This window comes from Leifsonia sp. NPDC058230, from assembly GCF_042882245.1.
GTDB lineage: Bacteria > Actinomycetota > Actinomycetes > Actinomycetales > Microbacteriaceae > Leifsonia.
Genome location: NZ_JBHVWM010000002.1, coordinates 522,723 through 549,661, shown reverse-complemented (window position 1 = coordinate 549,661; position 26,939 = coordinate 522,723). Strand labels below are relative to the sequence as shown.

The 26,939-nt window shown below is 68.2% G+C and carries 20 protein-coding genes; 15 read left to right on the top strand and 5 right to left on the bottom strand.

The annotated features are described in order from the left end of the window. Window positions 1–4: 4 nt before the first annotated feature. A complete protein-coding gene (locus ACFVV0_RS08220; RefSeq protein ID WP_387060883.1) occupies window positions 5–1,015 on the bottom strand; it encodes an aldo/keto reductase family protein in 1,011 nt (336 codons plus the stop codon). Between the two features lie 137 nt (window positions 1,016–1,152). Between ACFVV0_RS08220 and ACFVV0_RS08215 the strand changes: the two genes are divergently transcribed. From ACFVV0_RS08215 to ACFVV0_RS08180, 8 genes are all read left to right on the top strand, one after another. Next, window positions 1,153–1,356 (top strand): ferredoxin, encoded by a 204-nt coding sequence (locus ACFVV0_RS08215; RefSeq protein WP_387060880.1) that lies wholly within the window; start codon window positions 1,153–1,155, stop codon window positions 1,354–1,356. Between the two features lie 188 nt (window positions 1,357–1,544). Beyond that, entirely contained in the window at window positions 1,545–2,855 is a 1,311-nt protein-coding gene (locus ACFVV0_RS08210) for an ABC transporter substrate-binding protein (protein WP_387060877.1), read from the top strand. A gap of 114 nt (window positions 2,856–2,969) precedes the next feature. After that, the gene (locus ACFVV0_RS08205; RefSeq protein ID WP_387060875.1) at window positions 2,970–3,911 is read left to right on the top strand and encodes a carbohydrate ABC transporter permease; all 942 of its coding nucleotides are present in this window, start codon (window positions 2,970–2,972) and stop codon (window positions 3,909–3,911) included. After that, window positions 3,908–4,738: a carbohydrate ABC transporter permease gene (locus ACFVV0_RS08200; RefSeq protein WP_387060872.1), complete on the top strand. Its 831-nt coding sequence runs from the start codon at window positions 3,908–3,910 to the stop codon at window positions 4,736–4,738. Before ACFVV0_RS08205 ends, ACFVV0_RS08200 begins: the two co-directional genes overlap by 4 nt. A 30-nt stretch (window positions 4,739–4,768) precedes the next feature. After that, entirely contained in the window at window positions 4,769–7,039 is a 2,271-nt protein-coding gene (locus tag ACFVV0_RS08195; RefSeq protein ID WP_387060869.1) for a family 78 glycoside hydrolase catalytic domain, read from the top strand. Window positions 7,040–7,061: 22 nt separating this feature from the next. Further along, a complete protein-coding gene (locus ACFVV0_RS08190; protein ID WP_387060866.1) occupies window positions 7,062–7,844 on the top strand; it encodes a nucleotidyltransferase domain-containing protein in 783 nt (260 codons plus the stop codon). A 66-nt stretch (window positions 7,845–7,910) separates the two neighbouring features. After that, window positions 7,911–8,927, top strand: coding sequence for a LacI family DNA-binding transcriptional regulator (locus tag ACFVV0_RS08185; RefSeq protein ID WP_387060863.1), 1,017 nt, complete (start codon window positions 7,911–7,913; stop codon window positions 8,925–8,927). Between the two features lie 31 nt (window positions 8,928–8,958). Continuing rightward, window positions 8,959–10,344 (top strand): MFS transporter, encoded by a 1,386-nt coding sequence (locus tag ACFVV0_RS08180; protein ID WP_387060861.1) that lies wholly within the window; start codon window positions 8,959–8,961, stop codon window positions 10,342–10,344. An 18-nt stretch (window positions 10,345–10,362) separates the two neighbouring features. Here ACFVV0_RS08180 and ACFVV0_RS08175 read toward each other — a convergent pair whose 3' ends face one another. Next, window positions 10,363–11,187 carry a MerR family transcriptional regulator gene (locus tag ACFVV0_RS08175; RefSeq protein WP_387060859.1) on the bottom strand — a complete coding sequence of 275 codons (825 nt, stop codon included), beginning with the start codon at window positions 11,185–11,187 and terminating at the stop codon, window positions 10,363–10,365. A gap of 82 nt (window positions 11,188–11,269) precedes the next feature. After that, window positions 11,270–13,081, bottom strand: a complete 1,812-nt coding sequence (locus tag ACFVV0_RS08170) for a DEAD/DEAH box helicase (protein WP_387060856.1) — start codon at window positions 13,079–13,081, stop codon at window positions 11,270–11,272. A 68-nt stretch (window positions 13,082–13,149) separates the two neighbouring features. Between ACFVV0_RS08170 and ACFVV0_RS08165 the strand changes: the two genes are divergently transcribed. Beyond that, window positions 13,150–13,350, top strand: coding sequence for a hypothetical protein (locus ACFVV0_RS08165; RefSeq protein WP_387060854.1), 201 nt, complete (start codon window positions 13,150–13,152; stop codon window positions 13,348–13,350). Window positions 13,351–13,356: 6 nt separating this feature from the next. Here ACFVV0_RS08165 and ACFVV0_RS08160 read toward each other — a convergent pair whose 3' ends face one another. After that, window positions 13,357–15,930: a DUF4062 domain-containing protein gene (locus tag ACFVV0_RS08160; RefSeq protein WP_387060852.1), complete on the bottom strand. Its 2,574-nt coding sequence runs from the start codon at window positions 15,928–15,930 to the stop codon at window positions 13,357–13,359. Window positions 15,931–16,030: 100 nt separating this feature from the next. On the opposite strand from ACFVV0_RS08160, the gene ACFVV0_RS08155 reads away from it, so the two are divergent. From ACFVV0_RS08155 to ACFVV0_RS08130, 6 genes are all read left to right on the top strand, one after another. Next, window positions 16,031–17,431 (top strand): sigma 54-interacting transcriptional regulator, encoded by a 1,401-nt coding sequence (locus ACFVV0_RS08155; protein WP_387060850.1) that lies wholly within the window; start codon window positions 16,031–16,033, stop codon window positions 17,429–17,431. After that, window positions 17,424–19,445, top strand: a complete 2,022-nt coding sequence (locus ACFVV0_RS08150) for a VWA domain-containing protein (protein WP_387060848.1) — start codon at window positions 17,424–17,426, stop codon at window positions 19,443–19,445. The genes ACFVV0_RS08155 and ACFVV0_RS08150 overlap by 8 nt, the downstream gene beginning before the upstream one ends. A gap of 135 nt (window positions 19,446–19,580) precedes the next feature. Next, window positions 19,581–20,246, top strand: coding sequence for a hypothetical protein (locus ACFVV0_RS08145; RefSeq protein ID WP_387061777.1), 666 nt, complete (start codon window positions 19,581–19,583; stop codon window positions 20,244–20,246). 102 nt (window positions 20,247–20,348) lie between these two features. After that, on the top strand, window positions 20,349–20,927 hold the full coding sequence (locus ACFVV0_RS08140) for a hypothetical protein (protein ID WP_387060845.1): 579 nt from the start codon (window positions 20,349–20,351) through the stop codon (window positions 20,925–20,927). Between the two features lie 94 nt (window positions 20,928–21,021). Next, window positions 21,022–24,969: a Pls/PosA family non-ribosomal peptide synthetase gene (locus tag ACFVV0_RS08135; RefSeq protein WP_387060843.1), complete on the top strand. Its 3,948-nt coding sequence runs from the start codon at window positions 21,022–21,024 to the stop codon at window positions 24,967–24,969. After that, window positions 24,966–26,321: a M1 family metallopeptidase gene (locus ACFVV0_RS08130; protein ID WP_387060840.1), complete on the top strand. Its 1,356-nt coding sequence runs from the start codon at window positions 24,966–24,968 to the stop codon at window positions 26,319–26,321. Before ACFVV0_RS08135 ends, ACFVV0_RS08130 begins: the two co-directional genes overlap by 4 nt. Here ACFVV0_RS08130 and ACFVV0_RS08125 read toward each other — a convergent pair. Continuing rightward, window positions 26,245–26,868 carry a 4'-phosphopantetheinyl transferase family protein gene (locus ACFVV0_RS08125; RefSeq protein ID WP_387060837.1) on the bottom strand — a complete coding sequence of 208 codons (624 nt, stop codon included), beginning with the start codon at window positions 26,866–26,868 and terminating at the stop codon, window positions 26,245–26,247. The genes ACFVV0_RS08130 and ACFVV0_RS08125 overlap by 77 nt on opposite strands. Window positions 26,869–26,939 lie beyond the last annotated feature (71 nt).

Below are 26,939 nucleotides of genomic sequence, written 5' to 3'. Positions count from 1 at the left end.
CCCGTCAGGCCTCTCGAGTGGCGGGGGAGCGCTCAGCCGTGCGGGACGCATCCCGCTCGACGACGCCGCCGAGAACTTCGTCGATCCTGGACAGGAGCTCGGCCGGGATGGTGACGCCGGACGCCTTCACGTTCTCAGCGACCTGTTCCGGCCGGGAGGCGCCGATGATCGCGGTGGCGACGTTGTCGTTCTGCAGCACCCAGGCGACGGCGAGCTGGGCGGGAGTGAGGTCGAGCTCTCGCGCGATCGGCGCGAGCTCCTGCACGCGGGTGAGCACCTCATCCCGGAGGAAGCGCTTCACGGTGCCCGCGCCACCTCGTTCGTCGGTCGCGCGGCTGCCCTCGGGCAACGGTGCACCCGGCACGTACTTTCCCGTCAGCACTCCCTGCGCGACCGGGGACCACACGACCTGGGAGATCCCGAGCTCCTTCGAGGTCGGCACGATCTCCTCCTCGATGACGCGCCACAGAGCGGAGTACTCCGGCTGGTTCGAGATGAGCTGGATCTTCAGCTCCTTCGCGAGGGCCGCGCCCGCGCGCAGCTGATCGGCCGTCCACTCGCTTACGCCGATGTAGAGGGCCTTGCCCTGGCGCACGACGTCGGCGAACGCCTGCATCGTCTCTTCGAGCGGTGTCTCGAAGTCGAAGCGGTGCGCCTGGTAGAGGTCGACGTAGTCGGTCTGCAACCGCGACAGGGATCCGTCGATCGATTCGAGGATGTGCTTGCGCGACAGTCCGACATCGTTGTGGCCCTTGGGCCCGGTCGGCCCGAACACTTTCGTGAAGATCTCCAGCGACTGCCGGCGCTCGCCCTTCAGGGTCTCACCGAGAACCGTCTCGGCGACCGTGTTCGCGTAGACATCGGCGGTGTCGAAGGTCGAGATGCCGGCGTCGAGGGCGGCACGCACGCACGCAGCGGCGGTGTCGTTCTCGATCTGCGACCCGTGGGTGAGCCAGTTCCCGTAGGTGATCTCGGAGATCTTGAACCCGGAGTTGCCCAAATACCTGAATTGCATTGCGATCCTCTCTCGATGCCACCCCGAACCGATGATGTCCTCGACCCGGCGACGGCGCAACTCGGCGGGGAGTTCCGGCACTCGATCGGGTAGGTTCGGGTCATCCCGCGACCGAGCGGGCACGCAAGGAGGCATCCATGAAGGTCACCGTCAACCAGGTCACGTGCATCGCCTCGGAGAACTGCGGCGCAACGGCGCCGAACGTGTTCAGCAACCCGGACGAGAACGACGGTTTCGTCGAGTTGCTGGATGCGAATCCACCGGTGTCGGAGTGGGACGCCACCCGGCTGGCGGCGGCTCTGTGCCCGTCGGCGAGCATCCACATCGAAGACGGAAGCTGAGCCCGGCGCGGGCGGATCGTCCACGACGGCCGAGCTCGCCATTCAAAATTGAATCGTTTTAGGTTTGAGATTGAATCGTTACATTTCTGCTGTTGACGCCTTGCTCCCTCCCCACCTATCTTCAGATGAAGCGCTTCAAAACCCAGTAGTCTCCCCGAGCGCTCCTGCATTAATACAAGGAGGTATTCATGTTCTCTCGTAGGACGGCACAGCGCGTTGCCGCCACTATTGCGGGCGCCGCCCTTCTGGGCGTCACCCTCGTCGGCTGCAGCACCAGCGGTGGCAGCTCGGGTGCAACCACGATCAGGCTCATGGCGGGCGGCAACGACCCGGTGGCCACGAAGTTCGCCAACACCATCGCCGAGGGGTTCCACAAGGAGAATCCGTCGATCACTGTCAAGGTCGACACCCGCCCCGGCGGCACCGACGGCGACAACCTGATCAAGACCAAGCTGTCGACCGGCACGATGGACGACGTGTTCCTGTACAACTCTGGTTCGCTCTTCCAGGCGCTCCACCCGGACAGCCAGCTCCAGCCCCTCACAGACGAGGCCTGGGTCAAGGACATCACGCCGGACTTCAAGGCTGCGGTCAGCACCGACAAGGGCACCTATGGTGCACCGTGGGGCACGACCTTCGACGGCGGCATCATGTACAACAAGAAGGTCTACGAGCAGCTCGGACTGACCGTTCCCAAGACCTGGGACGAGTTCATCAGCAACAGCGAGAAGATCAAGGCAGCGGGTATCACCCCGGTGCTCGTCTCCTACGGTGACACCTGGACCAGCCAGCTGTTCGTCCTCGCCGACTTCGCCAACGTGAGCGCTCAGGACTCGGACTGGGCAGATCAGTACACGGCGAACAAGCGCAAGTACGCAGACGAGCCTGCGCTCGCCGGCTTCACCCACACGCAGGAGATCTTCGACAAGGGCCTGATGAACAAGGACTACGCGTCGCTGACCAACGTCAACGCGCTGAAGGAACTTGCCACCGGCGCCGCTGCACAGTACCCGATGATCACCACGGTGATCGGCAACGTGGTGCAGTCGAACCCCGACCAGGTCAACGACATCGGCTACTTCGCGGTGCCGACCGAGAGCGGCGACCCGCACGCGACGATCTGGGAGTCGAACGGAGCGTACATCCCGAAGACCACGACCGGTGACAAGCTGACGGCGGCGAAGAAGCTCATCGCCTACATCAACTCGCCCTCCGGCTGTGACGCCCAGAACGCGGTCGGCGTTCCCGCCGGTCCGTTCGCGATCAGCAGCTGCAAGGTGCCGGACGACGCTCCTGCCCTGGTCGCTGACGAGCTGAAGTACCAGGAAGAGAACAAGACCGGCCTGGCGCTCGAGTTCATCTCGCCGATCAAGGGTCCGAACCTGGAGAAGATCCTGATCCAGGTCGGCTCGGGAATCACCAAAGCCCCCGCGGGCGCCGCGCTCTACGACAACGACGTGAAGGCGCAGGCGCAGCAGCTCGGACTCAAGGGCTGGTGAGTCACACCACGACGCTCCGCGCCAGCGCGTAACGTCACCGATGCGGGGCCGACGGCCTTCGGTCGCCGGCCCCGCATTTCGCTCGACAGCAATGAACTCGACGAGGAGTAGACAATGTCGACTGCTACACCCGCGACCGCGATACAAGCGGGCGACATCATCACCGAGGCAGGCGTCCCGAAGAAGAAGATCCGGCGTCCGATCAAGTCTTTCTATCCGACGTGGTTCTTCATCCCGGCGCTAGTGCTCTACGTCGTCTTCTTCGCGCTCCCCACGTTCTCGTCGTTCTACTTCTCCTTGACGCGGTGGTCGCTGTTCGATTCGACGTTCATCGGAATCGACAATTACGTTCAGTTCTTCAGCGACCCGCAGCTCTACACGAGCTTCATCCACACCCTGATCTACGCCGTGATCACCTCGGGCGTGAAAGTGATCGTCGGGTTCGCCCTGGCGCTGCTGCTGACTGCTCCGATCATCGGCCGCGGGTATCTGCGTGCTGTGGTGTTCTTCCCGGTGCTGCTGTCGACGATCGGCGTCGGGATCATGTGGAAGTCGCTTCTGGATCCGTTCCACGGCATGGTGAACGCGGTCCTCGGCTTCTTCGGGCTGCCTCAGCCGGGCTGGCTGACCGACCCGAACCTGGCGCTGTACAGCATCGCCGGAATCGATATCTGGAAGGGCGTCGGCATTGCCACGCTGATCTTCATGGCCGGCATCGTCGCCATCCCGCACGAGTACTTCGAAGCGGCGAAGATCGACGGGGCGGGCGGATTCAAGATCCTGCGGCAGATCACGATCCCGCTGACGCGGGGCGCGACGGCGACCGTCATCATCCTCTCCCTGATCGGCGGCCTCCGGTCGTTCGACATCATCTGGGTCACCACCGGTGGTGGCCCCGGTTTCACCAGCGACGTGCTCGCCTCGGTGATCTACAAGCAATACCAGGCCGGGTTCTTCGGCTTGTCGACCGCAGGCAACGTCGTCCTGTTCCTCCTGGTCACGGTGATCATGGTCCCGCTCTCGTACTTCCTCAACAGAAAGCAGGTGGAACTGTGACCCGCGAACGCCGCCGTGCCTGGATCGTCGGCTCTATTGCGATCCTCGTCTCCGCCATCGTCTTCCTCGTTCCCTTCGCATTCGTGCTCCTCCAGGCGGCGAAGACGCCGGCCGAGGCTTCGAACCTCGCATTCTCCTGGCCGACCCAGTGGCAGTTCTTCCAGAACTTCTGGGACACCCTCAACTCCAACGACGGAGTGATCTGGCGAGCGATCATCAACAGCACGGTGCTCACCATCGGCTCGGTCCTGCTGATGGTGGCCATCGGAGCGATGGCGGGCTATGTGCTCGCCCGCAAGCGCAGCAAGTGGGGTCCGGTCGTCAACTTCTTCGTGCTGGCGGGTCTCATCGTTCCGCCCGCGGTGGTGCCGACCATCTGGGTGCTCCAGGGACTCAAGCTGTTCGGGACCATGCCCGGCATGATCCTCATCGAGGCCACGTTCGGGCTCTCCTTCTGCATCCTGCTGTTCCGCGCGTTCGTGGGGAACATCCCGCGGGAGCTCGACGAGGCGGCGGTGCTCGACGGAGCCGGCCCGGTGCGCCTGTTCCTCCGGGTCGTCCTGCCCCTGCTGCGGCCGGTGATCGTGACGGTCGTCGTCGTGCAGGCGGTCTTCGTGTTCAACGACTTCGCCGGCCCGCTGTACTTCCTGCCCGGCGACCAGGTCACTGTGCAGCTCGCGCTCTACACGTTCTCGGGCCAGAACCTGAGCTTCTACAACCTGCTCTTCATGGCCATCTTCATCATCACCATCCCACCGCTCATCGCTTACATCTTCTTCAACCGGCAGATCGTCGGCGGCATCACCAGCGGCGCCGTCAAGGGTTGACCGACAGAAAGACACTGGAGACACATCACAATGAACTGGCAAGCTCGCATGATCGCCGCCGACAACGACTTCGACGGAGCACCACTGCTCCGCCGGGAATTCACGCTCGACGAGGGCCACGGCGCCGTCAGCCGCGCCACCCTCACGCTCAGCGCGCTGGGTGTTGTGGAGGCGTGGCTGAACGGCCGTCCGGTCTCCGATGACCTGCTGACCCCGGGCTGGAGCAGCTACGAATGGCGGCTCCGTTACGCCGAGTACGACGTGACGGACCTCGTCGACAGCACGAGCGTCCTCGGCTTCGCCCTCGGCAACGGCTGGTTCCGTGGACGGCTCGGCTGGTCGGGACGCTCGGCCTTCTACGGCGAGGAGCTCGGCGCCTTCGCGCAGCTGGAGATCGCTTTCGAAGACGGCGCCACGCAGATCGTCACGACCGACGAGAACTGGTCGGCCGGACCGAGCGCGGTGCTCGCGAACGACCTGTACGACGGCGAGACCATCGACGCCCGCCGTCGTGACGCATCCTGGCTGCAGGCGGGCTTCGCCGGCGAGAACTGGGTCGGCGTGCACGCTCTGGACTTCGACACCGCGATCCTCACGCCGTACATCGGTCCGCGGGTCATCCGGTGGAACGAGCTCCCCGTCACCGAGATCACGACCTCGCCCTCAGGAAAGACGCTGGTGGACTTCGGCCAGAACCTCGTGGGATGGGTGCGCGTGCGCGTACAGGGTCCGGAGGGGGCGGAAGTCTCCATCAAGCACGCGGAGGTGCTGGAGGGCGGCGAGCTGGGCACACGTCCGCTACGCAGCGCTCTCGCCACGGACCGCTACATCCTGAGCGGCGGCGAGGACGTCTTCGAGCCGACCTTCACCTTCCACGGCTTCCGCTACGCAGAGATCACGGGCTGGCCCGGTGAACTGCGCCCCGAGGATCTCACCGCGGTCGCGATCGGCTCCGAGCTCGAACGGACGGGCACGTTCCGCACGTCCGACCCGATGCTGAACCGGTTCCACGACAACGTGATCTGGGGGATGCGCGGCAACTTCGTCGACGTCCCCACCGACTGCCCCCAGCGGGACGAGCGTCTCGGCTGGACCGGCGATATCGCCGCGTTCGCACCGACCGCCGCGTTCCTCTACGACGTCGACGCCTTCCTGAGCGACTGGCTGCGCGACCTGTACCTGGAGCAGGAGCACCACGACGGGATCATCGGCTACGTCATCCCCGATGTGCTGAAGTACCTCGACAAGCCCGGCAGTTTTCCCGAGACGGAGTCGACCGCGATCTGGAGCGACGCCGGCGTCTGGGTTCCGTGGACGCTTTACCAGGCCTACGGAGACGAAGAGGTTCTCGGGCACCAGTTCGGCTCGATGGCCGCCCATGTGCGCCGCGTCCACTCGCTGCTCTCGCCGAACGGCCTCTGGGACACCGGTTTCCAGTTCGGTGACTGGCTCGACCCGGATGCACCGCCGGAGGACCCGGCCAAGGCGAAGGCCGACACCGGTGTCGTCGCAACCGCGTGCGCGTACCGTTCGGCGGCGATCGTGGCCGAGACCGCGAAGATCCTGGGCCGCGAGGCGGAGCACGCGGAGTTCGCGGAGCTCGCCGCGAAGCTGCGTGACGCGTTCAACGAGCACTACGTCGACAACGGACGGGTCTTCAGCGACTGCACGACGGTCTACGCGCTCGCGATCGTCTTCGGCCTGCTCGACGACGCGGACGAGGTCGTCGCCGGTGACCGCCTGGCTGAACTCGCCGAAGAGGCCGGCTACCGGATCTCGACCGGTTTCGCGGGCACCCCGTTCATCACCGACGCATTGACGAAGACCGGTCACCTCGACGTCGCCTACAAGCTGCTGCTGGAACGCGAGTGCCCCTCGTGGCTCTACTCGGTCTCGATGGGGGCGACCACCGTCTGGGAGCGCTGGGACTCGATGCTGCCCGACGGCACCATCAACCCCGGCGAGATGACGTCCTTCAACCACTACGCGCTCGGCGCGGTGGCGGACTGGATGCACCGCGTCGTCGGCGGCATCTCGCCGCTCGCCCCCGGATACTCGAAGGTCCTGATCGCCCCGCAGCCCGGTGGCGGTCTGACCGAGGTGGAGACCGCACTCGAGACCAGGCACGGCCGCATCGCGGTGCGCTGGGTCGTGTCGGGCGATCGATTCACCGTCGATGTCGACGTCCCCGCCGGGGTAGAGGGCGTGTTCCGCCTTCCCGGACAGGACGACCGTGCGCTGGAGCAGGGACACACGTCCGTCACCGTGCCGCTGCCGGCGCCGGTCGGCGTGAGCAGCTGACGCCGAGGGTGGGGGGACAGCCGTGGAACACCATGAGCAGGCGCTCGCGACGTTCACCGCGACAGCTCTGAAGGAGGGTGCGCTCGCCGTCATCCTCACGGGTTCGGTCGCGCGCGGCACAGAGCGTCCCGATTCGGACGTCGACGTCTACCTCGTGGTCGACGACGGCACCTTCGCCGACGCTTCGGTCACCGACCGGCTGAGCTATGTCGTCACCGACGACGTCGGCTACGACGGCGGGTACATCGACATCAAGCTGGCCACCCTGGACTACCTCGAAAAGGCCGCGGACGCCGCGGACGACCCCACTCGGGCTTCACTGCTCGGTGCTCGGGTCGCCGCGACGACCGTGGACGGCATCCCGAGCCTGGTGGAGCGCATCACCACGCCACAGGAGGCGTCCTGGGACGCGAAGGCCGCGTCGTTCATCGCTCAGGCGCAGCTGTACGGCGAGTACTTCCTGCCGCACGGCGAGTCCACGCGCGACCGCTTCCTGCTCGCTCACGCTGCGACGCACCTCGCCCTCGCTGCGGCCCGCGCCGTGTTCGCGCACAACCGGATGCTTTTCCGCGGTCCGAAGTACGTGTCGGCGATGCTCCGCGAGGCCCCGGATGCCCCTGCCGGATTCCCCGAGGCGATCGACGCGCTGCTGGAGCATCCGGGCACCGGAACCGCGTCCATCCTGCTCGACAAGCTGTATCGCTTCCGTACCTGGCCGCTCGAGCGCGACAAGGCGCTGTCGCGCTTCGTCGAGGACAACGAGCTCTCCTGGCTCCACCACCGCCTGCCGCCCGAGTACCGCTGACGGCCGGCCGACTCGAATTCGGGCTATGTTCCAATGGTGATGAGTGTGAATGGCCGCCTCCCCAGCATGAGCGATGTCGCTGCTCACGCGGGAGTTTCCCTGGGGACGGTCTCGAACGTGCTCAACTACCCGGAGAAGGTGTCCGAGTCCACTCTCGTCAGGGTTCTCGATGCGATCGAGACGCTCGGCTTCGTGCGGAACAACAACGCCCGCACCCTGGCCGTCGGCTCCTCGCGGTTCATCGGCCTTTCGGTTCCCGATATCAGCAACATGCTGTTCGTCGACATCGCCCGCGGAGCGCAGGATGCCGCGCGGGCCGCCGACATGAGCTTCATGCTGGCCAACAGCGACAATGCACAGGAGCTTCAGGATGCGAACCTGTCGCTCTTCGACGAGGCGCGCGTCGCCGGCATCCTCCTAGCGCCCATGGAGGACTCGTATTCGAGCATCGACCGGGTTCGCCGCCACGGCCGGCCCGTCGTCGTGCTGAACTACCTCAGCCAGGATCCCGAAACCTGCCACGTGCTCGTCGACAACGAGAACGTCGGATATCTCGCCGCCCGGCACATGATCGAGCTCGGCCGCACCCGTCTCGCGTTCGTCGGTGGCCGCGACAATCTGCAGCCGGTGCATTTCCGGCGCCTCGGAGTGCGCCGTGCCGTTGCCGAGGAGGGCGGCAGGGTCACTCTCGACGAGATCCACACCGTCGACCTCAACCAGCCGGGCGGCAACGACGCGGGCATGGTGCTGGCCGGCCGCCCGGCCGATGAGCGTCCGGATGGGGTCATCGCGGTCACCGATCTGATCGGCATGGCGATCATCCAGGTCTTCAACGAGCGGGGCATCTCGGTTCCCGGCGACGTGGCCGTCATGGGCTGCGACTACAACTCCGCGGCCTGGGGCGGTGCGATCCCGCTCACCACCATGACGATGCGCGGGTACGACATGGGACTCGAGTCCACTCGCCTGCTGATCGAGGAGATCACCCTGCCTTCCGGCGAGCACGAGCACAGGACCGTGACGCTCCAGCCGTCAGTGGTCGTGCGCGAGAGCTCAGTCGGCAGGGTTCCGTCCGGGTCGTGACACCGTCGGTGGCATCCCGTAGCCTCGATGCATGACGGAGCCGTCGACCGCCTCCACCGATCAGACCACGCCACCCGCGGGCGGCATGCGCACGTTCGCCCAGGTGCTGATCAACACGATGATCGCCAACGTCACCACGAGCTTCCTCTGGTTCGCTCTGACGTTCTGGGTCTACCTCGAGACCCGTTCCGTTCTCGCGACCGGCATCGTCGGCGGCACGTACATGCTGCTCGTCGCCGTCTTCTCGATCGCGTTCGGCTCGGTCGTCGACCGGTATCGCAAGTACCAGGTGATGCTGTTCGCCGGCATCATCACGCTCGTCGCCTTCTGCATCGCCGGCGTCCTCTATCTGCTGTTCCCCGAGTCCGTGCTCATCGACCTCGGCAGTCCGATGTTCTGGGTGTTCGCCGGCGTCATCCTGTTCGGCTCGGTCATCGAGAACATGCGGAACATCGCACTCTCGACGACGGTGACGCTGCTCGTGCCCGTCGAGCGTCACGCGAACGCGAACGGCATGGTCGGCACGGTCCAGGGCCTGGCGTTCATCGTCACGAGCGTGTTCAGCGGGCTGGCGATCGGGCTGGTCGGGATGGGGTGGACGCTCGTCATCGCGATCGTGCTGACAGCGGTCGCCCTGGTGCACCTGCTGTTCCTGCGCATCCCCGAGGAGGCTCCCCACGCCGACGGGCAGAAGGCGCCGACCGTGGATCTGCGGGGGAGCGTCGCGGCGATCCTGAGCGCTCCCGGGTTGTTCGCGCTCATCATCTTCTCGACGTTCAACAACCTGATCGGGGGCGTCTACATCGCGCTCATGGACCCGTACGGGCTGGAGCTCTTTCCGGTCGAACTGTGGGGCGTCGTGTTCGGGGTCGCATCGACGGGCTTCATCGTCGGCGGACTCATCATCGCCAAGTTCGGTCTCGGGAAGAACCCGATCAAGACCATGCTGCTCGTCGTAGTCGCGATGGGGGTGCTCGGGATGGTGTTCACCATCCGGGACTGGTGGTGGCTGTACGCGGCGGGCATCTGGCTCTACATGACGCTGATCCCGGCCGTCGAAGCGTCCGAGCAGACCGTCATCCAGAAGGTCGTCCCCTTCCGCAGGCAGGGGCGGGTCTTCGGGTTCGCGCAGGCGTTCGAGTCGGCCGCCGCCCCGATCACGGCCTTCCTCATCGCCCCGATCGCGGAGTTCATCATCATTCCGCATCTGGGGTCGGATGCGGGCAAGGCGAGCTGGGGGTGGCTGCTCGGCGACGGCGAGGCGCGCGGTATCGCTCTCGTGTTCCTGTTCGCCGGGCTGACCATGGTGCTGCTCGCGCTCGGCGCCTTCCTCACGAAGTCGTACCGGCTGCTGTCGAAGGAGTACCAGGACCACGGGCAGCCGGCTCCGGCCGAGGCCGTCTCCGAAGGGAGCTGACCCCGGCCGGCGCGCTGATCAGGCGCGTTCGACGGGAACCTGGAGCTCGGTGACCCAGTCGGGCTGAGGGATGTGCCCCTCAGCCTTCAGATAGACCTCGCGGGTCGGCCCGGTCATCCGGTACCCGTCGGCGACGACCTGGTCGACGAGGGCCGCCCAGGAATCGCCGATCCCGGTCATGTCGCCGCGGTGGATGAGCGTCGCCGCGGTCGGGATCGCCGGCAGGTCGACGACCTGGTAGCCGTCGCCCGCGCGGGGCTCGGGCTCCGCCGTGTACGAGACATGCACTGCGAGGGTGTCGCTGCCGTCGACGGATTCGTACCAGAAGATCCCCGGCTCGACGATGGCGCGACCGGCCGCCTCGAGGGAGCGGTCGAGACCTTCGATGAGCGGTCCGATCACTGGGCTGACGTTCTCGGGTCCCATCCCCGGGGCGACGCCGGTGACGGCGTAGACGGAGACCGGCTCGATCGGTCGGTAGATGACGGTTTCGGACATGGTTTCTGTTCCTTCCAGGAGTCGGAGTCGTCGCCGGATTCGGGCGAGCCGGGCCGTGTCGTCGGCCACGGAGGCCTCGAGCTCCCCGAGCCGCGTCTCGAGCGCGTCGCGGAGTGCAGCGGGCTCGTCCGCGGTGGCGAACACGGCGGCGATGCGGTCGAGACCGATGCCCAACTGGCGCAGCTCGGCGATCCTCAGCAGACGGTGCAGTTGATCGTCCGAGTACTGCCGGTAGCCGGTGCGGTCGTCGACGTGCGCCGGCGTCAGCAGCCCGATCGCGTCGTAGTGCCGCAGCATCCGCACGCTGACCCGCCCGAAGGCGGCGAACTCTCCGATGGTGTACATGGTGGAACCCACGCTCGACCATGACACAGTGTGAGAGTCAAACGGAAGCTCTCGACCCAGGTGTCCCGACCCGCGGTGCGCTCTAGCTGTGCCGCGGCTTGCGCGGCGGCCGATCGTCGCGGTCGTCCCGGTCTCTGCGCCGGGCGCCCGGGCCGCGGTCCGGGCTGATCTCGATGAGCTTTCCGCTGATGCGGGTGTTCGCCAGCTTGCCGAGCACATCCCCGGGCAGGTCGGCGGGCAACTCGACGAGCGAGAAGTCCGGCTGGATGCGGATCGCGCCGAAGTCCTCCCGGCTCAGACCGCCCTCGTTCGCGAGCGCTCCCACGATCTGGCGCGGCTCGACCTTCTGCCGTTTGCCGACCTCGATGCGATAAGTCGCCATCGGCCCGCTCGAGGGCCGGACGCGTCGCTCGGGGCGCTCGCCCCTCGTGCGGTCGCCGCGACCGGCGCGATCGTCGCGGCCGCCCCGGTCGGAACGACTCCCGCGGTCGTCGCCCGAGCGGTCGTCGCGGTCGTATCGCTGAGTGATCGCGTCGTCGGGGGAGAGCAGCAGCGGCGTCTCGCCCTGGGCGACGACGGCGAGAGCTGCGGCGACGTCCGCCTCGGGCACGTCGTGGTGCTCGACGTAGTGGCCGACGATGTCTCGGAACATCCCGATGCGGTCGGACTGGCCGAGCGCCTCGGTGATCGCGTCGTCGAAGCGCGTCAACCGGGTGACGTTCACGTCCTCGATGCTGGGGAGCTGCATCTGGGTGAGCGGCTGACGGGTCGCCTTCTCGATGGCGGTGAGCAGGCGGCGCTCGCGCGGTGTGACGAAGCTGATCGCGGCGCCGCTGCGGCCGGCGCGTCCGGTCCGGCCGATGCGGTGCACGTACGACTCGGTGTCGATCGGGATGTCGTAGTTCACCACGTGACTGATGCGGTCGACGTCGAGGCCGCGCGCGGCCACATCCGTCGCGACCAGGATGTCGAGTTTGCCCGACTTGAGCTGATCGACGGTGCGTTCACGCTGAACCTGCGCCACGTCGCCGTTGATGGCCATCGCCGAGAATCCGCGGGCACGCAGCTTCTCGGCGAGTGTCTCGGTCTCGTTCTTCGTGCGGACGAACACGATCATCCCCTCGAAGTTCTCCACCTCGAGGATGCGCGTGAGCGCGTCCACCTTCTGCGGGTACGACACCATCAGGTAACGCTGGGTGGTGTTCGCGGAGGTCGTGGTCTTGTTCTTGACCGTGATCTCTTCCGGATCGTGCAGGTACTTCTTCGAGATCCGCCGGATCTGGGCGGGCATGGTGGCAGAGAACAGGGCCACCTGCTTGTCGTCCGGAGTGTCGGCGAGGATCGTCTCGACATCCTCGGCGAACCCCATCTTGAGCATCTCGTCGGCCTCGTCGAGCACGAGGTACTTGAGCTGCGAGAGGTCGAGGGTGCCCTTCTCGAGGTGGTCCATGATCCGGCCCGGCGTTCCGACCACGATGTGGACGCCGCGGCGGAGCGCCGAGAGCTGAACGCCGTAGCCCTGGCCGCCGTACACCGGGAGAACGTGCACGCCGCGGGTGTGGGCCGCGTACTTCTCGAACGCCTCGCAGACCTGCAGGGCGAGTTCCCTGGTCGGGGCCAGGATGAGCGCCTGCGGGCTCTTCTGCGACAGGTCGAGCCGAGAGAGGATGGGCAACGCGAACGCGGCCGTCTTTCCGGTGCCGGTCTGAGCGAGCCCGACGACGTCCCGTCCCGCCAGCAGCGGCGGGATGGTGGCCGCCTGGATGGCAGACGGGGTCTCGTACCCGACGTCCTTCAGTGCCTTGAGCACCGGGCCGTCGAGCCCGAGCTCCGAGAAGGTCTTCGCGTCGCCGGCAGTGTCTGCCTCGCTCTGCGCATTGTCCACAGCCGTCATGCTTCAACGGTAGTCCTCCGAACCGAGCACGGGTGTCGGGATCGACGCCCGACCGCTACCCTTCTTCCATGACCAAGGACAGTCGCGGACGAACGTACGTGCGGGACGGGCAGGTGGGCTTCTTCTTCCTGCTGGCCTACATCGGTGCAGCGATCTACTTCATCTCGGTGTCGGACGGCTCGTTCTGGGGCGTCATCCTCGGGCTGCTCCAAGCGATCGTCTGGCCGGTCTACGTCGTGTACCACGTGCTGGTGGGTCTCGGCGCGTAGCGCCCGCTAGTCCTGCTCGGCCTCCGCGAGGGCTTCGGCGACCGCCTGCTCGACGGTGAGGCCGCGGCCGGCGGCGATCGCCGCATCCAGCTCCTCGCCTCGCCCTGCCGCGACGAGCTGATCGAGGTACTTCTGGTGGAAGGTGAACATCGGGCCGTTGTGCGTGCCGCTCCGTTCGCGCAGCGCCCGTGCCGCCCCCGCCAACCGACCGGCGCGTTCCACATCGCCGGCGAGCGCGGCCACGGCGACCATCCCCTCGATGCCGTAGGCGACACCTTCGGCGTGGCCGAGGCCCGCCGAGAGGGTGGCACTGAGTGCGAAGTCGGCGCGGGCCTGATCCACGTCACCGAGCAGGAGCAGCGCCCAGCCCAGGTGGTACGAGGCGATGCGCTGGCCGACCGCGTCACCGGTGCGTCGAGTGATCGCCAGGCTCTTCTCGAAGTGGTCGCGTGCTTCGGGGACCGCCTGCTGGAGCAGGGCGACGCGGCCCAGGAGCACGAGCGCCATCGACTCGCCCCAGAGGCTTCCGGAACCCCGGAAGAGGCTGAGGCTCGTCTCCATCACGTCGCGGGCCCGCTCCGTGTCCGGCTTCCCTCCCGCCAGGAGGGCCAGCGCCAGCGAGATCCGGGTGAGTCCCTCGCCGTCGGGGTCGGAGGTGCGCCGGAAGAGTTCGGCGCTCTCGGTGAGGTCGGCGGCCACGCTGCCGTCCGGGTCCTTCCAGAACATGATCGTGCGGGTGAAATAGAGCGCGATGGCCCGCGTGTGGTCGGAGAGCTCGTCCCCGGAGTCGAGCGCCTCGTCCATCCACGTGCGCACCTCGCCGAGAAGCCCGGCCACCCACCAGTAGAGGTAGAGCTTGAACGCGAGGTGGGCCGCGCGGTCCCAGTCCCGGCCGCCGAGGAGGAAGCGTTCGGCGGCTCGCAGGTTGTCGCGCTCGTCGCCGAGCCGCAGCATCCACTCGCGTTGCCGTTCGCCCTTCAGCTCCGACTCGACCCGGTCGGCCAGACGGATGAAGTAGCGGGCGTGCGCGTCACGGACGTGGCCGAGCTCTCCCGACGCCTCGAGCTGCTCGCGTGCGTACTCGCGCACGATCGCCTGCATCGAGAACCCGGGGCGCTCGCCGCTGTCGTGCGGTCCCACGAGGCTGTTGTCGACGAGGGCCGTGAGGTCGGTGAGAACGTCACCGCCCGCGTCCTGGTCGCCCGCGACGGCGTTGCCGACGAACTCGGCCGCCTCCAGGGTGAAGCCGCCCTCGAAGACGCCCAGGCGCGCGAGGAGCTGCCGCTGCCCGTCGTCGAGCAGCTGGGTGCTCCATTCGATGGTGCGCCGGATGGTCTGCTGACGTTCCGGCAGATCGCGCGAGCCGCCCACCAGCACCGAGAGCCGCCGGTCGAGCCGATCGAGCAGATCGGCCGGTGAGAGCACCCGGATGCGTGCCGCCGCGAGCTCGATGGCGAGCGGAGCACCGTCCACGGCAGCGCAGACACGGGCGATGGTGGCCGCGTTGTCGAACGTGAGCTCGAAGTCGGGCTTGGCGGCCTTCGCGCGCTCGACGAAGAGGTTCAGAGACGAGTCCTGGGCGAGCGGACCCACTTCGTAGCTCTGCTCGGCGCCCACCCGGAGCAGCGAACGGCTGGTGACGATCGCGGCCATCCCGGGCGCCTCCGCGAGCAGCGCGGTGAGCATCGGCGCCGCATCCAGCACCTGCTCGAAGTTGTCGAGCAGCAGCAGGATGCGGCGATCGCCCAGAGCGGTCGCCAGGTTCTCCAGCACGGGGGCGTCGCCGGTGTCGCGCACCCCGAGCGCCTGCGCGATCGTGTGCGCAACGCGCTCGGGGTCGTGCACAGCAGAGAGATCGACGAACACGGCGCCGTCGGCGAACTGCGAAGCCGCGGCGCGCGCTGCGGCGATCGCCAGGCGGCTCTTGCCGATGCCGCCCGGGCCGATGAGGGTGACGAGCCGTGTGCCGGATGCGAGCATCCCGCCGATCGCGGAGATGTCGCGGTCGCGCCCGATGAGGTCGGTGAGCGACACCGGGAGGCGCACGGGCTCGGCGACACGGTCGGCATCGCTCAGCACGTCGGCCGTCAGCAGCACCCGGCTCTGGTCGAACCGTTCGGCGAGGAGCGTGGCGAGGTCGGCCTCCACCAGCCGGCCGAGCTCCTTCGCGGTGGCGAAGTATTTGTAGGCGGCACGGTCGTCGTCCCGGATGCGAGTGAGAAGCTCGGTGAGCTTCGGCTCGCGGTTCGTGGCCGGGCTCTTGACGTACAGCAGGCGGGGCAGGTCGGGTGGGCACAGGTTGTATTCGTCTTCGAGTCCCGACACCTCTTCGTCGGGCGCGATCCATCCGTACTTCTCCCAGTACACGCCGACGAACACATCGCTCTGGTCGAGGTACGCCCGGTAGAGCTCGCGCGGCGGGTGCGGTCGTGCACCCAGCTCGAACATCACGGGGGCGAGGTGCAGGCGCTGGATGGCCGCCTGGGTCGCACGGCGCTCGGCGGCGAGCTCCTGCAGAGTGGAGCTGACGAAGATCCGTAACTGCTGATCCGGCGTGCGAATCACGTGAGCAGTTCTCATGTTTATGCATTCTTCTGCCCTTCGGCGCAATAGTCCAGGGGAAACGGCCGATTGTGGGCGATCCCGTTCGATCGGGTCGCGGCGGGGTTAGCCTGGATGGGTGAGCACCCCTGAGACCCAGGCTCCAAACATCAGCACCGTCGGAGAGCTGCGCGCCTCCGGCCATGTCCAGAAGCCGCTGCGGGTCGAGATCCGCGACAATCTGCTGGCGAAGCTACGGGCAGGGGACGATCCCTGGCCGCGGCTGCACGGATTCGAGTCCACGGTCATCCCCCAACTCGAACGGGCGCTGATCGCCGGGCATGACGTCGTGCTGCTCGGCGAGCGCGGGCAGGGGAAGACGCGCATCCTCCGCACGCTCGGTGGCCTGCTGGACGAGTGGACACCGGTGATCGACGGGGCGGAGCTCGGCGAGCATCCGTACGAGCCGATCACGTACGCCTCCCGGCGACGCGCCCTCGAATTGGGCGACCGGCTGCCGGTCGCGTGGCGGCATCGGGATGAGCGCTACGTGGAGAAGCTCGCGACGCCCGACACCTCGGTGGCCGACCTGATCGGTGACGTCGACCCGATGAAGGTCGCCGAGGGACGCTCGCTGGGTGATCCGGAGACCATCCACTTCGGGCTGATCCCCCGCAGCCATCGCGGGATCGTCGCGATCAACGAGCTGCCGGACCTGGCCGAGCGCATCCAGGTCGCGATGCTGAACGTCATGGAGGAGCGCGACATCCAGGTGCGCGGATATGTGCTGCGACTGCCGCTCGACGTTCTGGTGGTCGCGAGCGCCAACCCCGAGGACTACACGAACCGCGGCCGCATCATCACACCGCTCAAGGACCGGTTCGGAGCGGAGATCCGCACGCACTACCCGACCCGGCTGGAGGCCGAGATCGCCGTGATCCGGCAGGAAGCGGACCTGGTCGCCGAGGTGCCCGACCATCTCGTCGAGATCCTGGCGCGGTTCACCCGCAACCTGCGCGAATCCTCGTCGGTCGATCAGCGAAGCGGCGTCAGCGCGCGATTCGCCATCGCGGGCGCCGAGACGATCGCGGCGGCCGCACTGCATCGGGCGACCGCACAGGGTGAGGACGAGGCCGTCGCCCGGGTCGTCGACCTCGAGACCGCGGTGGATGTGCTCGGCGGCAAGATCGAGTTCGAGACGGGCGAAGAGGGCCGCGAGGCCGACATCCTGACGCACCTGCTTCGGACGGCGACCGCGGATACGGTACGCGAGCACTTCCGCGGCCTCGATTTCGGGCCGCTCGTGGCAGCGATCGAAAGCGGTGCGATGGTGGTGACGGGCGAGCAGGTGACGGCACGCCAGTTCCTCGACGAGCTGCCGCTGCTCGGGGAGTCCGAACTGTACGACGACATCTGCGACGCGCTCGACGCCGACAGCGACGGCGAGCAGGCGGCGGCGATCGAGCTCGCGCTGGAGGGGCTCTACCTCGCCCGCAAGGTCGGCAAGGACACCGACGGCAACGAGACCGTCTATGGCTAGGAGCCGCACCCGGTTCCGCCGCTACGACGGCGGCGATCCGCTCGCCCCACCCGTCGACATCGCCGAAGCGCTCGACGCGATCGGCGAGCGCGTCATGGAGGGCTCGTCGCCCGAGCGCGCGATGGGGGAGTTCCTCCGGCGGGGAGGTCGCAACCAGACCGGGCTCGACGATCTCGCGCGCCGGGTGTCCGAACGGCGCCGGGAGCTGCTGCACCGGCACAACCTCGACGGAACACTCAAACAGGTCAAGGAACTGCTCGACCGCGCCGTGCTCGAAGAGCGCAAACAGCTGGCCAGGGATGTGCGCCTGGATGACGACGATCGCGCCTTCGCCGAAATGCGGCTCGACAATCTGCCGTCGTCCACATCCGCCGCGGTGACCGACCTCGCCGACTACCAGTGGCAGTCGGGCGAGGCACGGGCGGACTACGAGAAGATCAAGGACCTGCTCGGGCGGGAGATGCTCGACCAGCGGTTCGCCGGCATGAAGCAGGCCCTCGAGAACGCGACCGACGGGGACCGCGCGGCGATCAACGACATGCTGACGGACCTCAACTCGCTTCTGGAGAAGCATCGGCTCGGCGAGGACACCCAGCAGGACTTCGACGACTTCATGGACGAGCACGGCGACTTCTTCCCCGAGCATCCGCAGAACATCGACGAGCTGATCGACACCCTGGCCGAGCGGTCGGCGGCGGCCCAACGGATGCTCAACTCCATGACCCCCGAGCAGCGCCAGGAGCTGATGCAGCTCTCCGCTCAGGCGTTCGGCACACCGCAGCTGATGGATGCGCTGTCTCAGCTCGACTCCAATCTCCAGGCCCTGCGACCCGGCGAGAACTGGGGCGGCTCGGAGCGGTTCGACGGCGAGGATGCGCTCGGGCTCGGCGACGGTACGGGCGTGCTCCAGGATCTCGCTGACCTCGACGAGCTCAGCGACCAGCTCTCGCAGTCGTACCGCGGCGCCCGGATGGACGACATCGACCTCGACAGACTCGGCCGCCAGCTCGGGGACGAGGCAGCCGTCTCCGCCCGCACCCTGCGCGAACTGGAGAAGACGCTGCGCGACAGCGGCACCCTCCGCCGTGACTCGACGGGCGCACTCAAGCTCACACCCAAGGCGATGCGCCAGCTCGGCAAGGCGCTGCTGCGCGACATCGCGACCCGCATGTCCGGACGGCGCGGTGAGCGCGAACTCCACCAGGCCGGCGCTGCGGGGGAGAGCTCGGGGGCGACCCGGCCGTGGGAGTTCGGGGACACCGAGCCCTGGGACATCCCGCGCACGATGCTCAACAGCGTCCGACGCCGGGCCGGGGAGGGCGGAGGACGTCTCATCACGGTCGACGACATCGAGGTCGCCGAGACCGAGGCTCGCACGCAGGCGGCGGTCGCACTGCTCGTCGACACCTCCTTCTCCATGGCGCTCGACGACCGCTGGGTGCCGATGAAACGAACGGCGCTGGCTCTGCACACGCTCATCCGGTCGCGGTTCCGCGGCGACCACCTGCAGCTGATCGGATTCGGCCGGCACGCGGAGGTCATGGACATCGAGCAGCTCACGGCGCTCGACGCGGTGTGGGACAAGGGGACGAACCTCCACCACGCGCTGCTGCTGGCGAACAGGCACTTCCGCAAGCACCCGAACGCCCAGCCGGTGCTGCTCATCGTCACCGACGGCGAGCCGACGTCGCACCTCGAGGCGGACGGATCGGTGAGCTTCTCGTACCCACCGCATCCGCGAACGATCGAACACACTCTGCGCGAGCTCGACAACTCGATGCGGCTGGGTGCCCAGACCACGTTCTTCCGGCTCGGCACCGACCGCGGGCTCGCCCGGTTCGTCGAGTCGATGGCACGACGGGTGTCCGGCCGCGTCGTCGCCCCCGAGCTCGACGACCTCGGCGCTGCCGTCGTCGGATCGTATCTCGGCACCCGCGGATCGTCGCCGATGGACGACATCGCGGGCGAGTACGGAGACTGGTTCGGCGGCAGGGGATTCTGGGTCGGGGGCTGACCGCGACCCCCGGATGTCGTGTCCCGAGCATCGACAGCACAGCGGTTTCACAGACGACTTCACACGTCGTCTCATGACAGGGCCATAGGTTTCGTGGTAGGCGCACGCGCGTCGACGTAGATCGGAGTGAGCATCATGGGATTCCTCGACCGACTTCTAGGCCGTGAAGAGCCGCAACAGGCTCCGTACGCCGGCGCTCAACAGAGTGCCCCGAGCCCACAGCGGAGCGACGACGAGATCGCGGTCGAGCGCTACCGCTACCTGCTGCGTACGGCTCCTCCCGAGACGATCGAACAGGTGCACGAGGAGGCGTTCTCGAAGCTGACGCCCGAGCAGTGCCAGCTGCTGTTCCAGCAACTCAGCCAGAACGCTCCCGCCGGCGAGCAGCCCCGCGGCGACGACCCGCGCTCGCTCGCCCAGTCGGCAACCCGTTCGGAGCTGCGCCAGCCCGGAACCCTCGAACGTTCGCTCGGCGGCGGAGGAGGCGGGGGAGTGGGCTTCGGCGGGATGTTCGCCAGCTCGCTGCTCGGAAGCGTCGCCGGATATGTGATCGGCTCTGCGATCGTCGGCTCCTTCCTGCCCGGCCCGAGCGACCAGCAGGCGTCCGACGGCGGCGACAACGGCAACTCCGGCGACAACGGAAACTCGGGCGACGGCGGCGACTCCGGTGGTCCGGATGTCGCTGGTGATGCATCCAGTGCGTCGGCCGACGGCTGGGGTGGTGGAGGCGGCGACTTCGGTGGAGGCGGTGACTTCGGTGGCGGTGACTTCGGCGGGGGTGGCGACTTCGGCGGCTTCTAGCCGCGAGACGCACTGCTCGGTGCGTGTGGAGCGCGCCAGCGCTTGAAGCAGCCGGTGTGAAAGAATGGCTGATCAGCGCAGTACCCGCGACGGAGGTGCACGGTGGCAAGCCAGTCCAAGCTCGAGAAAACTGCTAAGAAGTCCCTGAAGGCCGCTGAGGAGGCGCTCGCAGACGCGAGACGCGCGGCCAAGAAGGTCGACAAGAACGCTCGTCAGAAGCTGAAGAAGAAGGCGAAAGATCTGTCGGGCGACCTCAAGAAGTTGCAGAAGACGGTGCTGCCCTCGCCCGCGAAGCGCGGATCCGGCACGAAGAAGCAGTCTGCGTCGAAGACGTCAGCGTCGAAACCGTCTGCGTCGAAGGCGTCCAAGTCGGGCTCGAAGGGAACGTCCCGTCCGGCATCGAAGCCTGCCGCCGCGAGGCCTGCTGCGACGAAGACTGCCGCATCCAAGCCTGCTGCATCGAAGCCCGCCCCCGCGAAAGTCACCGCCTCGAAGCCTGCCGCATCGACGCCCGCTGCGTCCAAGCCGATCGCCGAGGTCACCCCCGTGGCGTCGAACTTCGTGCTCCAGTCGCTCACCGTGGCCGATCTGCGCTCCAGTGCTCGTGCGCGCGGCATCCGCGGATACTCCACCCTGAACAAGGCGGCCCTCGTCGCAGCGCTCTCCGACGGCGGTCGCTGACGGTCTGTTCACCTCCCGGCTACCGGCGCCGGATAGGTTCTGGATTCGCGTTCCCGGTGACATCCGGGCACTTTTCCGCGACCGGAGTTGAGACGTGACCGAACCTCGCACAGGTGTCCTGACCCGGAGCGAATGGGCGGCCGAGCCCCGCACGCTGCTCGACGTCCTCCGTGAGACGGCGGCCGCGCATCCGGATGCTTCGGCGCTGGACGACGGGAAGGGCGCCCTGAGCTACCGCGAGTTGATGGCCCGCGTCGTCGCAGTGGCCGCACGGCTCACGCTTCGCGGGGTGAGGCGCGGCGACCGCGTCGGCGTGCGCCTGGCCTCGGGAAGCCGGGAGCTGTACATCTCCATCCTCGCCGTGCTCGCCGCCGGCGCCGCCTACGTGCCCGTGGATGCGGACGATCCGGATGAGCGGGCCGAACTCGTCTTCAGCGAGGCGCTCGTGCGCGGCATCATATCGGGCGCCGGCGAGTACGTCCCGACCGATCCCGAGACCGAGGATGCGTCGGACCCGTTGTTCGAGGGCGCGCCCGCGCACCCCAGCACGGCGACCACGCCCATCGTGTCCGCGCCGACGCCCGCGGACGACGCGTGGATCATCTTCACGTCGGGATCGACCGGCACGCCGAAGGGCGTGGCGGTCACCCACCGCTCCGCGGCGGCCTTCGTCGACGCCGAGGCCCGGCTGTTCCTCCAGTCGGAGCCCATCGGCCCGGGCGACCGCGTTCTCGCGGGACTCTCCGTCGCCTTCGACGCCTCCTGCGAGGAGATGTGGCTGGCCTGGCGCCACGGTGCGTGTCTGGTGCCTGCACCCCGTTCGCTGGTGCGCAGCGGCATGGATCTCGGCCCGTGGCTCACGACGCGGGGTGTCACGATCGTGTCGACCGTGCCGACGCTGGCCGCGCTGTGGCCGGCCGAATCGCTCGAGAATGTGCGCCTCCTGATCTTCGGCGGGGAGGCCTGCCCGCCCGACCTCGTCGATCGCCTCGCGGTCGACGGTCGCGAAGTCTGGAACACCTACGGGCCCACCGAGGCCACCGTCGTCGCGTGCGCGTCACTGCTTCAGCCGGGCGAGCCGGTCCGCATCGGCCTGCCGCTCGACGGCTGGGACCTCGCTGTGGTCGATCCCGAGGGTCTGCCCGTCGACGAAGGCGATGTCGGCGAGCTGATCATCGGCGGGGTCGGCCTCGCCCGCTACCTCGACCCGGCGAAGGATGCGGAGAAGTACGCCTCGCTGCTGACCCTCGGCTGGGAGCGCGCCTACCGCAGCGGCGACCTCGTGCGGTTCGACACCCGTGGCCTGCTCTTCCAGGGGCGGGCGGACGACCAGGTGAAGGTCGGTGGACGCCGCATCGAGCTCGGCGAGATCGAGTCGGCGCTCCAGGGCCTCGCCGGGGTGTCGGGGGCAGCGGCAGCGGTACGGACGACGGATGCGGGCAACCAGGTTCTGGTCGGCTACCTGTCCGTCGCCGATCCCGACGCGTTCGATCGCGCCGCAGCGCTCGCCCGGCTGCGCGATGAGCTGCCGGCAGCGCTCGTCCCGCTCCTCGCCGTGGTCGGCGAGCTGCCCACGCGCACGTCCGGGAAGGTGGACCGTGCAGCTCTTCCCTGGCCGCTTCCCGATCTCGACCCCGGCGACGTCGACCTCGACCCGGGCCTCCGGCAGCTCGCCGAGGACTGGCAGGCGGTCCTCGGCCTGCCGGTCTCGAATCCCGACGACAACTTCTTCGACCTCGGCGGCGGCTCGCTCCCGGCGGCGCAGCTGGTCACGCGCATCCGGCAGCGCGACCCCGAGTTCACGGTCGCCGACATCTACTCGCATCCCCGGCTGGGCGCGATGGGGGCCGAGCTCGCGTCACGCGCATCCGGAACCCGGCGCGAAGCCGAGTCCACCCACACGGTTCCGCCGACGCCTCGCCGGATGCAGTGGCTGCAGACCGTGCTCGGCGTTCCGCTCTTCGTGCTGAGCGGCATCCGGTGGTTGCTCTATGTGCTCACCGCCTCGGCCATTCTCGCGAACTTCGACGGCTTCGGGTTCCTTCCGCAGACATCGCCGTGGCTGCTCGTGATCGGCCTGCTCGTCTTCGCGACCCCGTTCGGCCGCATGGCGATCTCCGTGGTGGTCGCGCGCATCCTGCTCGCCGGGGTCCGTGCGGGAGACTACCCGCGCGGCGGCGGGGTGCACCTGCGGTTGTGGCTCGCCGAGCAGGTTGCGCATCAGGTGGGTGCCGTGAGTCTGGCAGGCGCGCCGTGGATCTCGTACTACGCGCGGGCGCTGGGCGCCCAGATCGGTGAGGACGTGGATCTCCACGCCCTGCCGCCGGTGACTGGGATGCTCCGCGTCGGGTCGGGCGCCGCCATCGAACCCGAAGTCGACCTGTCCGGCTACTGGATCGACGGCGACCTGCTTCGCGTCGGCGCGGTGCGCATCGGCGCGAACAGCACGATCGGCGCGCGGAGCACCCTGCTTCCCGGTGCGCGCATCGGCAAGAACGCGGAGATCGCCCCGGGGTCGTCCGTGTTCGGGCGGGTGCGCGCTGGCGAGCGCTGGGCGGGCTCTCCGGCGACGCGAGTGGGTGCGGCCTCCCCATGGTGGGAGCCCGAGCGTCCGCAACGCCGCACGCGCTGGCTCGTCGCGTACGGCGCGTCGGCGGTTGCGGTCGCACTGGTGCCGATCGTGGCGTTCGCCGCGGGAGGAGTGCTCGTCGCCGTGTTCATGGCCGGCTCCGACTCCCTCGGAGAGGCCGCGCTGCAGGCCCTGGCCGCGCTCATCCCCGCAACGCTGGTGTCCGGTCTGGTGCTCTCCGGCCTGGTGGTCGCGGGTGTCCGGCTGCTCGGCATCGGCCTCAGAGAGGGCGTGTACCCGGTGCGCAGCGCCGTCGGCTGGCAGGTGTGGACCACCGAGCGCCTGCTCGACCTCGCCCGCACGCTGCTCTTCCCGCTCTACGCGTCGCTCTTCACCCCGGTCTGGCTTCGGCTGCTCGGCGCGAAGGTCGGCCGCGACGTCGAGGCCTCGACGGTTCTCCTCATCCCCAAGATGACGACGATCAAGGACGGCGCTTTCCTCGCCGACGACACCCTCGTCGCATCGTACGAGCTGGGCGGCGGACGGGTGCGGGTGGCTCGCGCCGAGATCGGCGCCCGGGCGTTCCTCGGCAACTCCGGGATGGCCGGGGCGGGTCACCGGGTGCCGCGCGACGGCCTCGTCGCCGTGCTGTCGGCGGCGCCGCGCAAGTCGAAGCCGGGCTCTTCGTGGCTGGGATCGCCACCGGTGCGGCTACGTCGCACGGCCGCGGGCGGCGACGACAACCGAACGTACAACCCGTCGCCCGGGCTGCGCGTCGCGCGCACGCTCTGGGAGCTCTGCCGCATCGTCCCGGTCTTCGTCACCTGCGCGATCGGCCTCGGTGTGCTCTTCGGGCTGGCCGCGATCGCGCAGGCATGGGGCATCCTCGTCGCCGTGCTGCTCAGTGGGGTGGTGATGCTCCTGGCCGGGGCGGTGGCCGCGGCGGTCAGCTCGGCGGCCAAATGGGCGCTGGTGCAGCGGATTCGCGTGGCCGAGCATCCCCTCTGGTCGTCGTTCGTCTGGCGCAGCGAGGTCTCCGACACCTTCGTGGAAATCGTGGCGGCACCGTGGTTCGCGCAGTCGGCCGCCGGAGCGCCGGCGCTCGTCTGGTGGCTGCGGAGCCTCGGCGCATCGATCGGGCACGGTGTCTGGTGCGAGAGCTACTGGCTGCCGGAGGCCGATCTGGTGAGGCTGGGCGATGCATCCACTGTGAATCGGGGCTGCGTTGTGCAAACCCATCTCTTCCATGATCGAATCATGAGCATGGACACGGTGACGCTCGAGACGGGTGGGACGCTCGGTCCGCACAGCGTCATCCTGCCCGCGGCCCGCATCGGCGAGCACGCGACCGTCGGCCCGGCCTCGCTGGTGATGCGCGGGGAGCTCGTGCCCGATCGCAGCCGCTGGAGCGGCAACCCGATCGGTCCCTGGCGCGAGGTCTCCATCGCCGACTACCACGCGAGCAGCGCGTGAGGGCCCCGACCAGTGCAGGTGCGCACACCGCCGGCGATCCCTACCTGCCACGCTCCGGCAACGGCGGCTACAGCGTCGACTCCTACGACCTCGACCTGCGCTACCGGGTGGCGACGAACCGGCTGGACGCAAAAGCGGTCATCGAAGCCCATTCGACGCAGGAGCTCAGCTCGTTCAGCCTCGACCTCGTGCGGCTGCGGGCCGGAAAGGTGCGCGTCGACGGCGCACGGCGAACCCGCTTCACGCAGACGCAGACGAAGCTCATCGTCACCCCTGAGAAGCCCATCGCCGAAGGGGAGGCCTTCACGGTGGAGATCGAGTACGCGGGCTCACCGGCCCCTCGGCGCAGCGTGTGGGGCCTGGTCGGCTGGGAGGAACTCACCGACGGCGTCATCGTCGCGTCACAGCCGTCGGGCTCGCCGACGTGGTTCCCCTGCAACGATCATCCGTCGGACCGGGCGAGCTACCGCATCCGGGTGTCGACCGAAGAGCCGTACACCGTCGTCGCGAACGGAACCCTCGTCGAGCATTCGTTCGTATCCGGACGCGGCACGTGGCACTACGAATGCCCGGAGCCGACGGCCACCTACCTCGCCACGGTTCAGATCGGGCGTTACACGCGGCGACGGTTGGAACTCCCGGAGGCGACCGTGGAATTCGACTTTCCTCGCGAGCTCGAGAGCCGTGTGCGCGCCGACTTCGCGCCGCTGGCCGAGATGGTCGGATTCTTCTCGGTCGTCTTCGGGCCGTACCCGTTCGAGCAGTACCGCGTGATCGTCACCGACGACGAGCTGGAGATTCCGCTCGAGGCACAGGGCGCCGCGATCTTCGGCGAGAACCACGTCGACGGCGAAGGCGGGTCGGAACGACTCATCGCCCACGAACTGGCCCACCAATGGTTCGGCAACAGCGTCGGGCTCGCCGGATGGCGGCACATCTGGCTTAATGAGGGCTTCGCCTGCTACGCGGAGTGGCTGTGGTCGGAGCACGCCGGCCGGGAGTCGGCCGACACCCTCGCGCGCCGCTACCATGCGGGACTGCGTGCGCTGCCTCAGGATCTGATCGTCTCCGATCCCGGCGCCGCGTTCATGTTCGACGACCGCATCTACAAGCGCGGGGCGCTCACGGTGCACGCACTGCGGCTCACTGTCGGCGAGGACGCGTTCTTCAGCCTGCTCCGGGCCTGGACCGACCAGAACCGATTCGGCGTGGTGACGACGGACGACTTCCGTGCTTTCGTCGCGGAGCAGACGGGCACCGACCTCGGCGCGCTGTTCACGGCCTGGCTGGACTCCGAAGTGCTGCCGGACCTCCCCAGTCGTCGCGTGCTCGGACCTCGAGCGCGACGGTGACGATCACGTCGTCACCCAGCGGGACGTCCCGCACGGCGTAGCGTCGTGGATCGTCGGGCGCGCCGGCGACGAGCCGTCCGGCCTGTTGCTCGAAGCGCACCAGGCCGGGCTCCACCCTCAGCCCGCGACCGTCCGCCTTGAGCACGGCCTCGATCCGGGTCCACCGGATGAGCGGATCGCCGTCACCCGGGGCGAGAGCCTGGATCGCGCGGCGTTCATCGTGCCCGGTGTGTGCGCGATCCCGGAGTTCCGCATCCACTCCGATCGCGCCTCCGCGGCGGGCCGCGGCGACCACGACGTCGCCCGCATACGCGAGGCTGACGCGGATGCCGACGGCAGCATCCGGAGCCATCACGACCGGGCGTCCGTGCGGACCCCCGCAGTCGGGACAGCGCGACTCGATGACTACCTCCGACGACTCGACCCCCGCCAGGTCGGCGACGAGGTCGCTCAGGGCGGCGTGACCGGCAGCCGAGCGGGATGCGCGCGACAGCGGGTCCGGTGCGTCGACGCGCCTGACCGTTACCTCCCGAAACGTCGCCTGCACGCAGCAAGTCTCGCATCCCGACGCGCCGCCCCTCACAGGATCCCGCAACCTTCACCCGTCAGGCTGGCCTG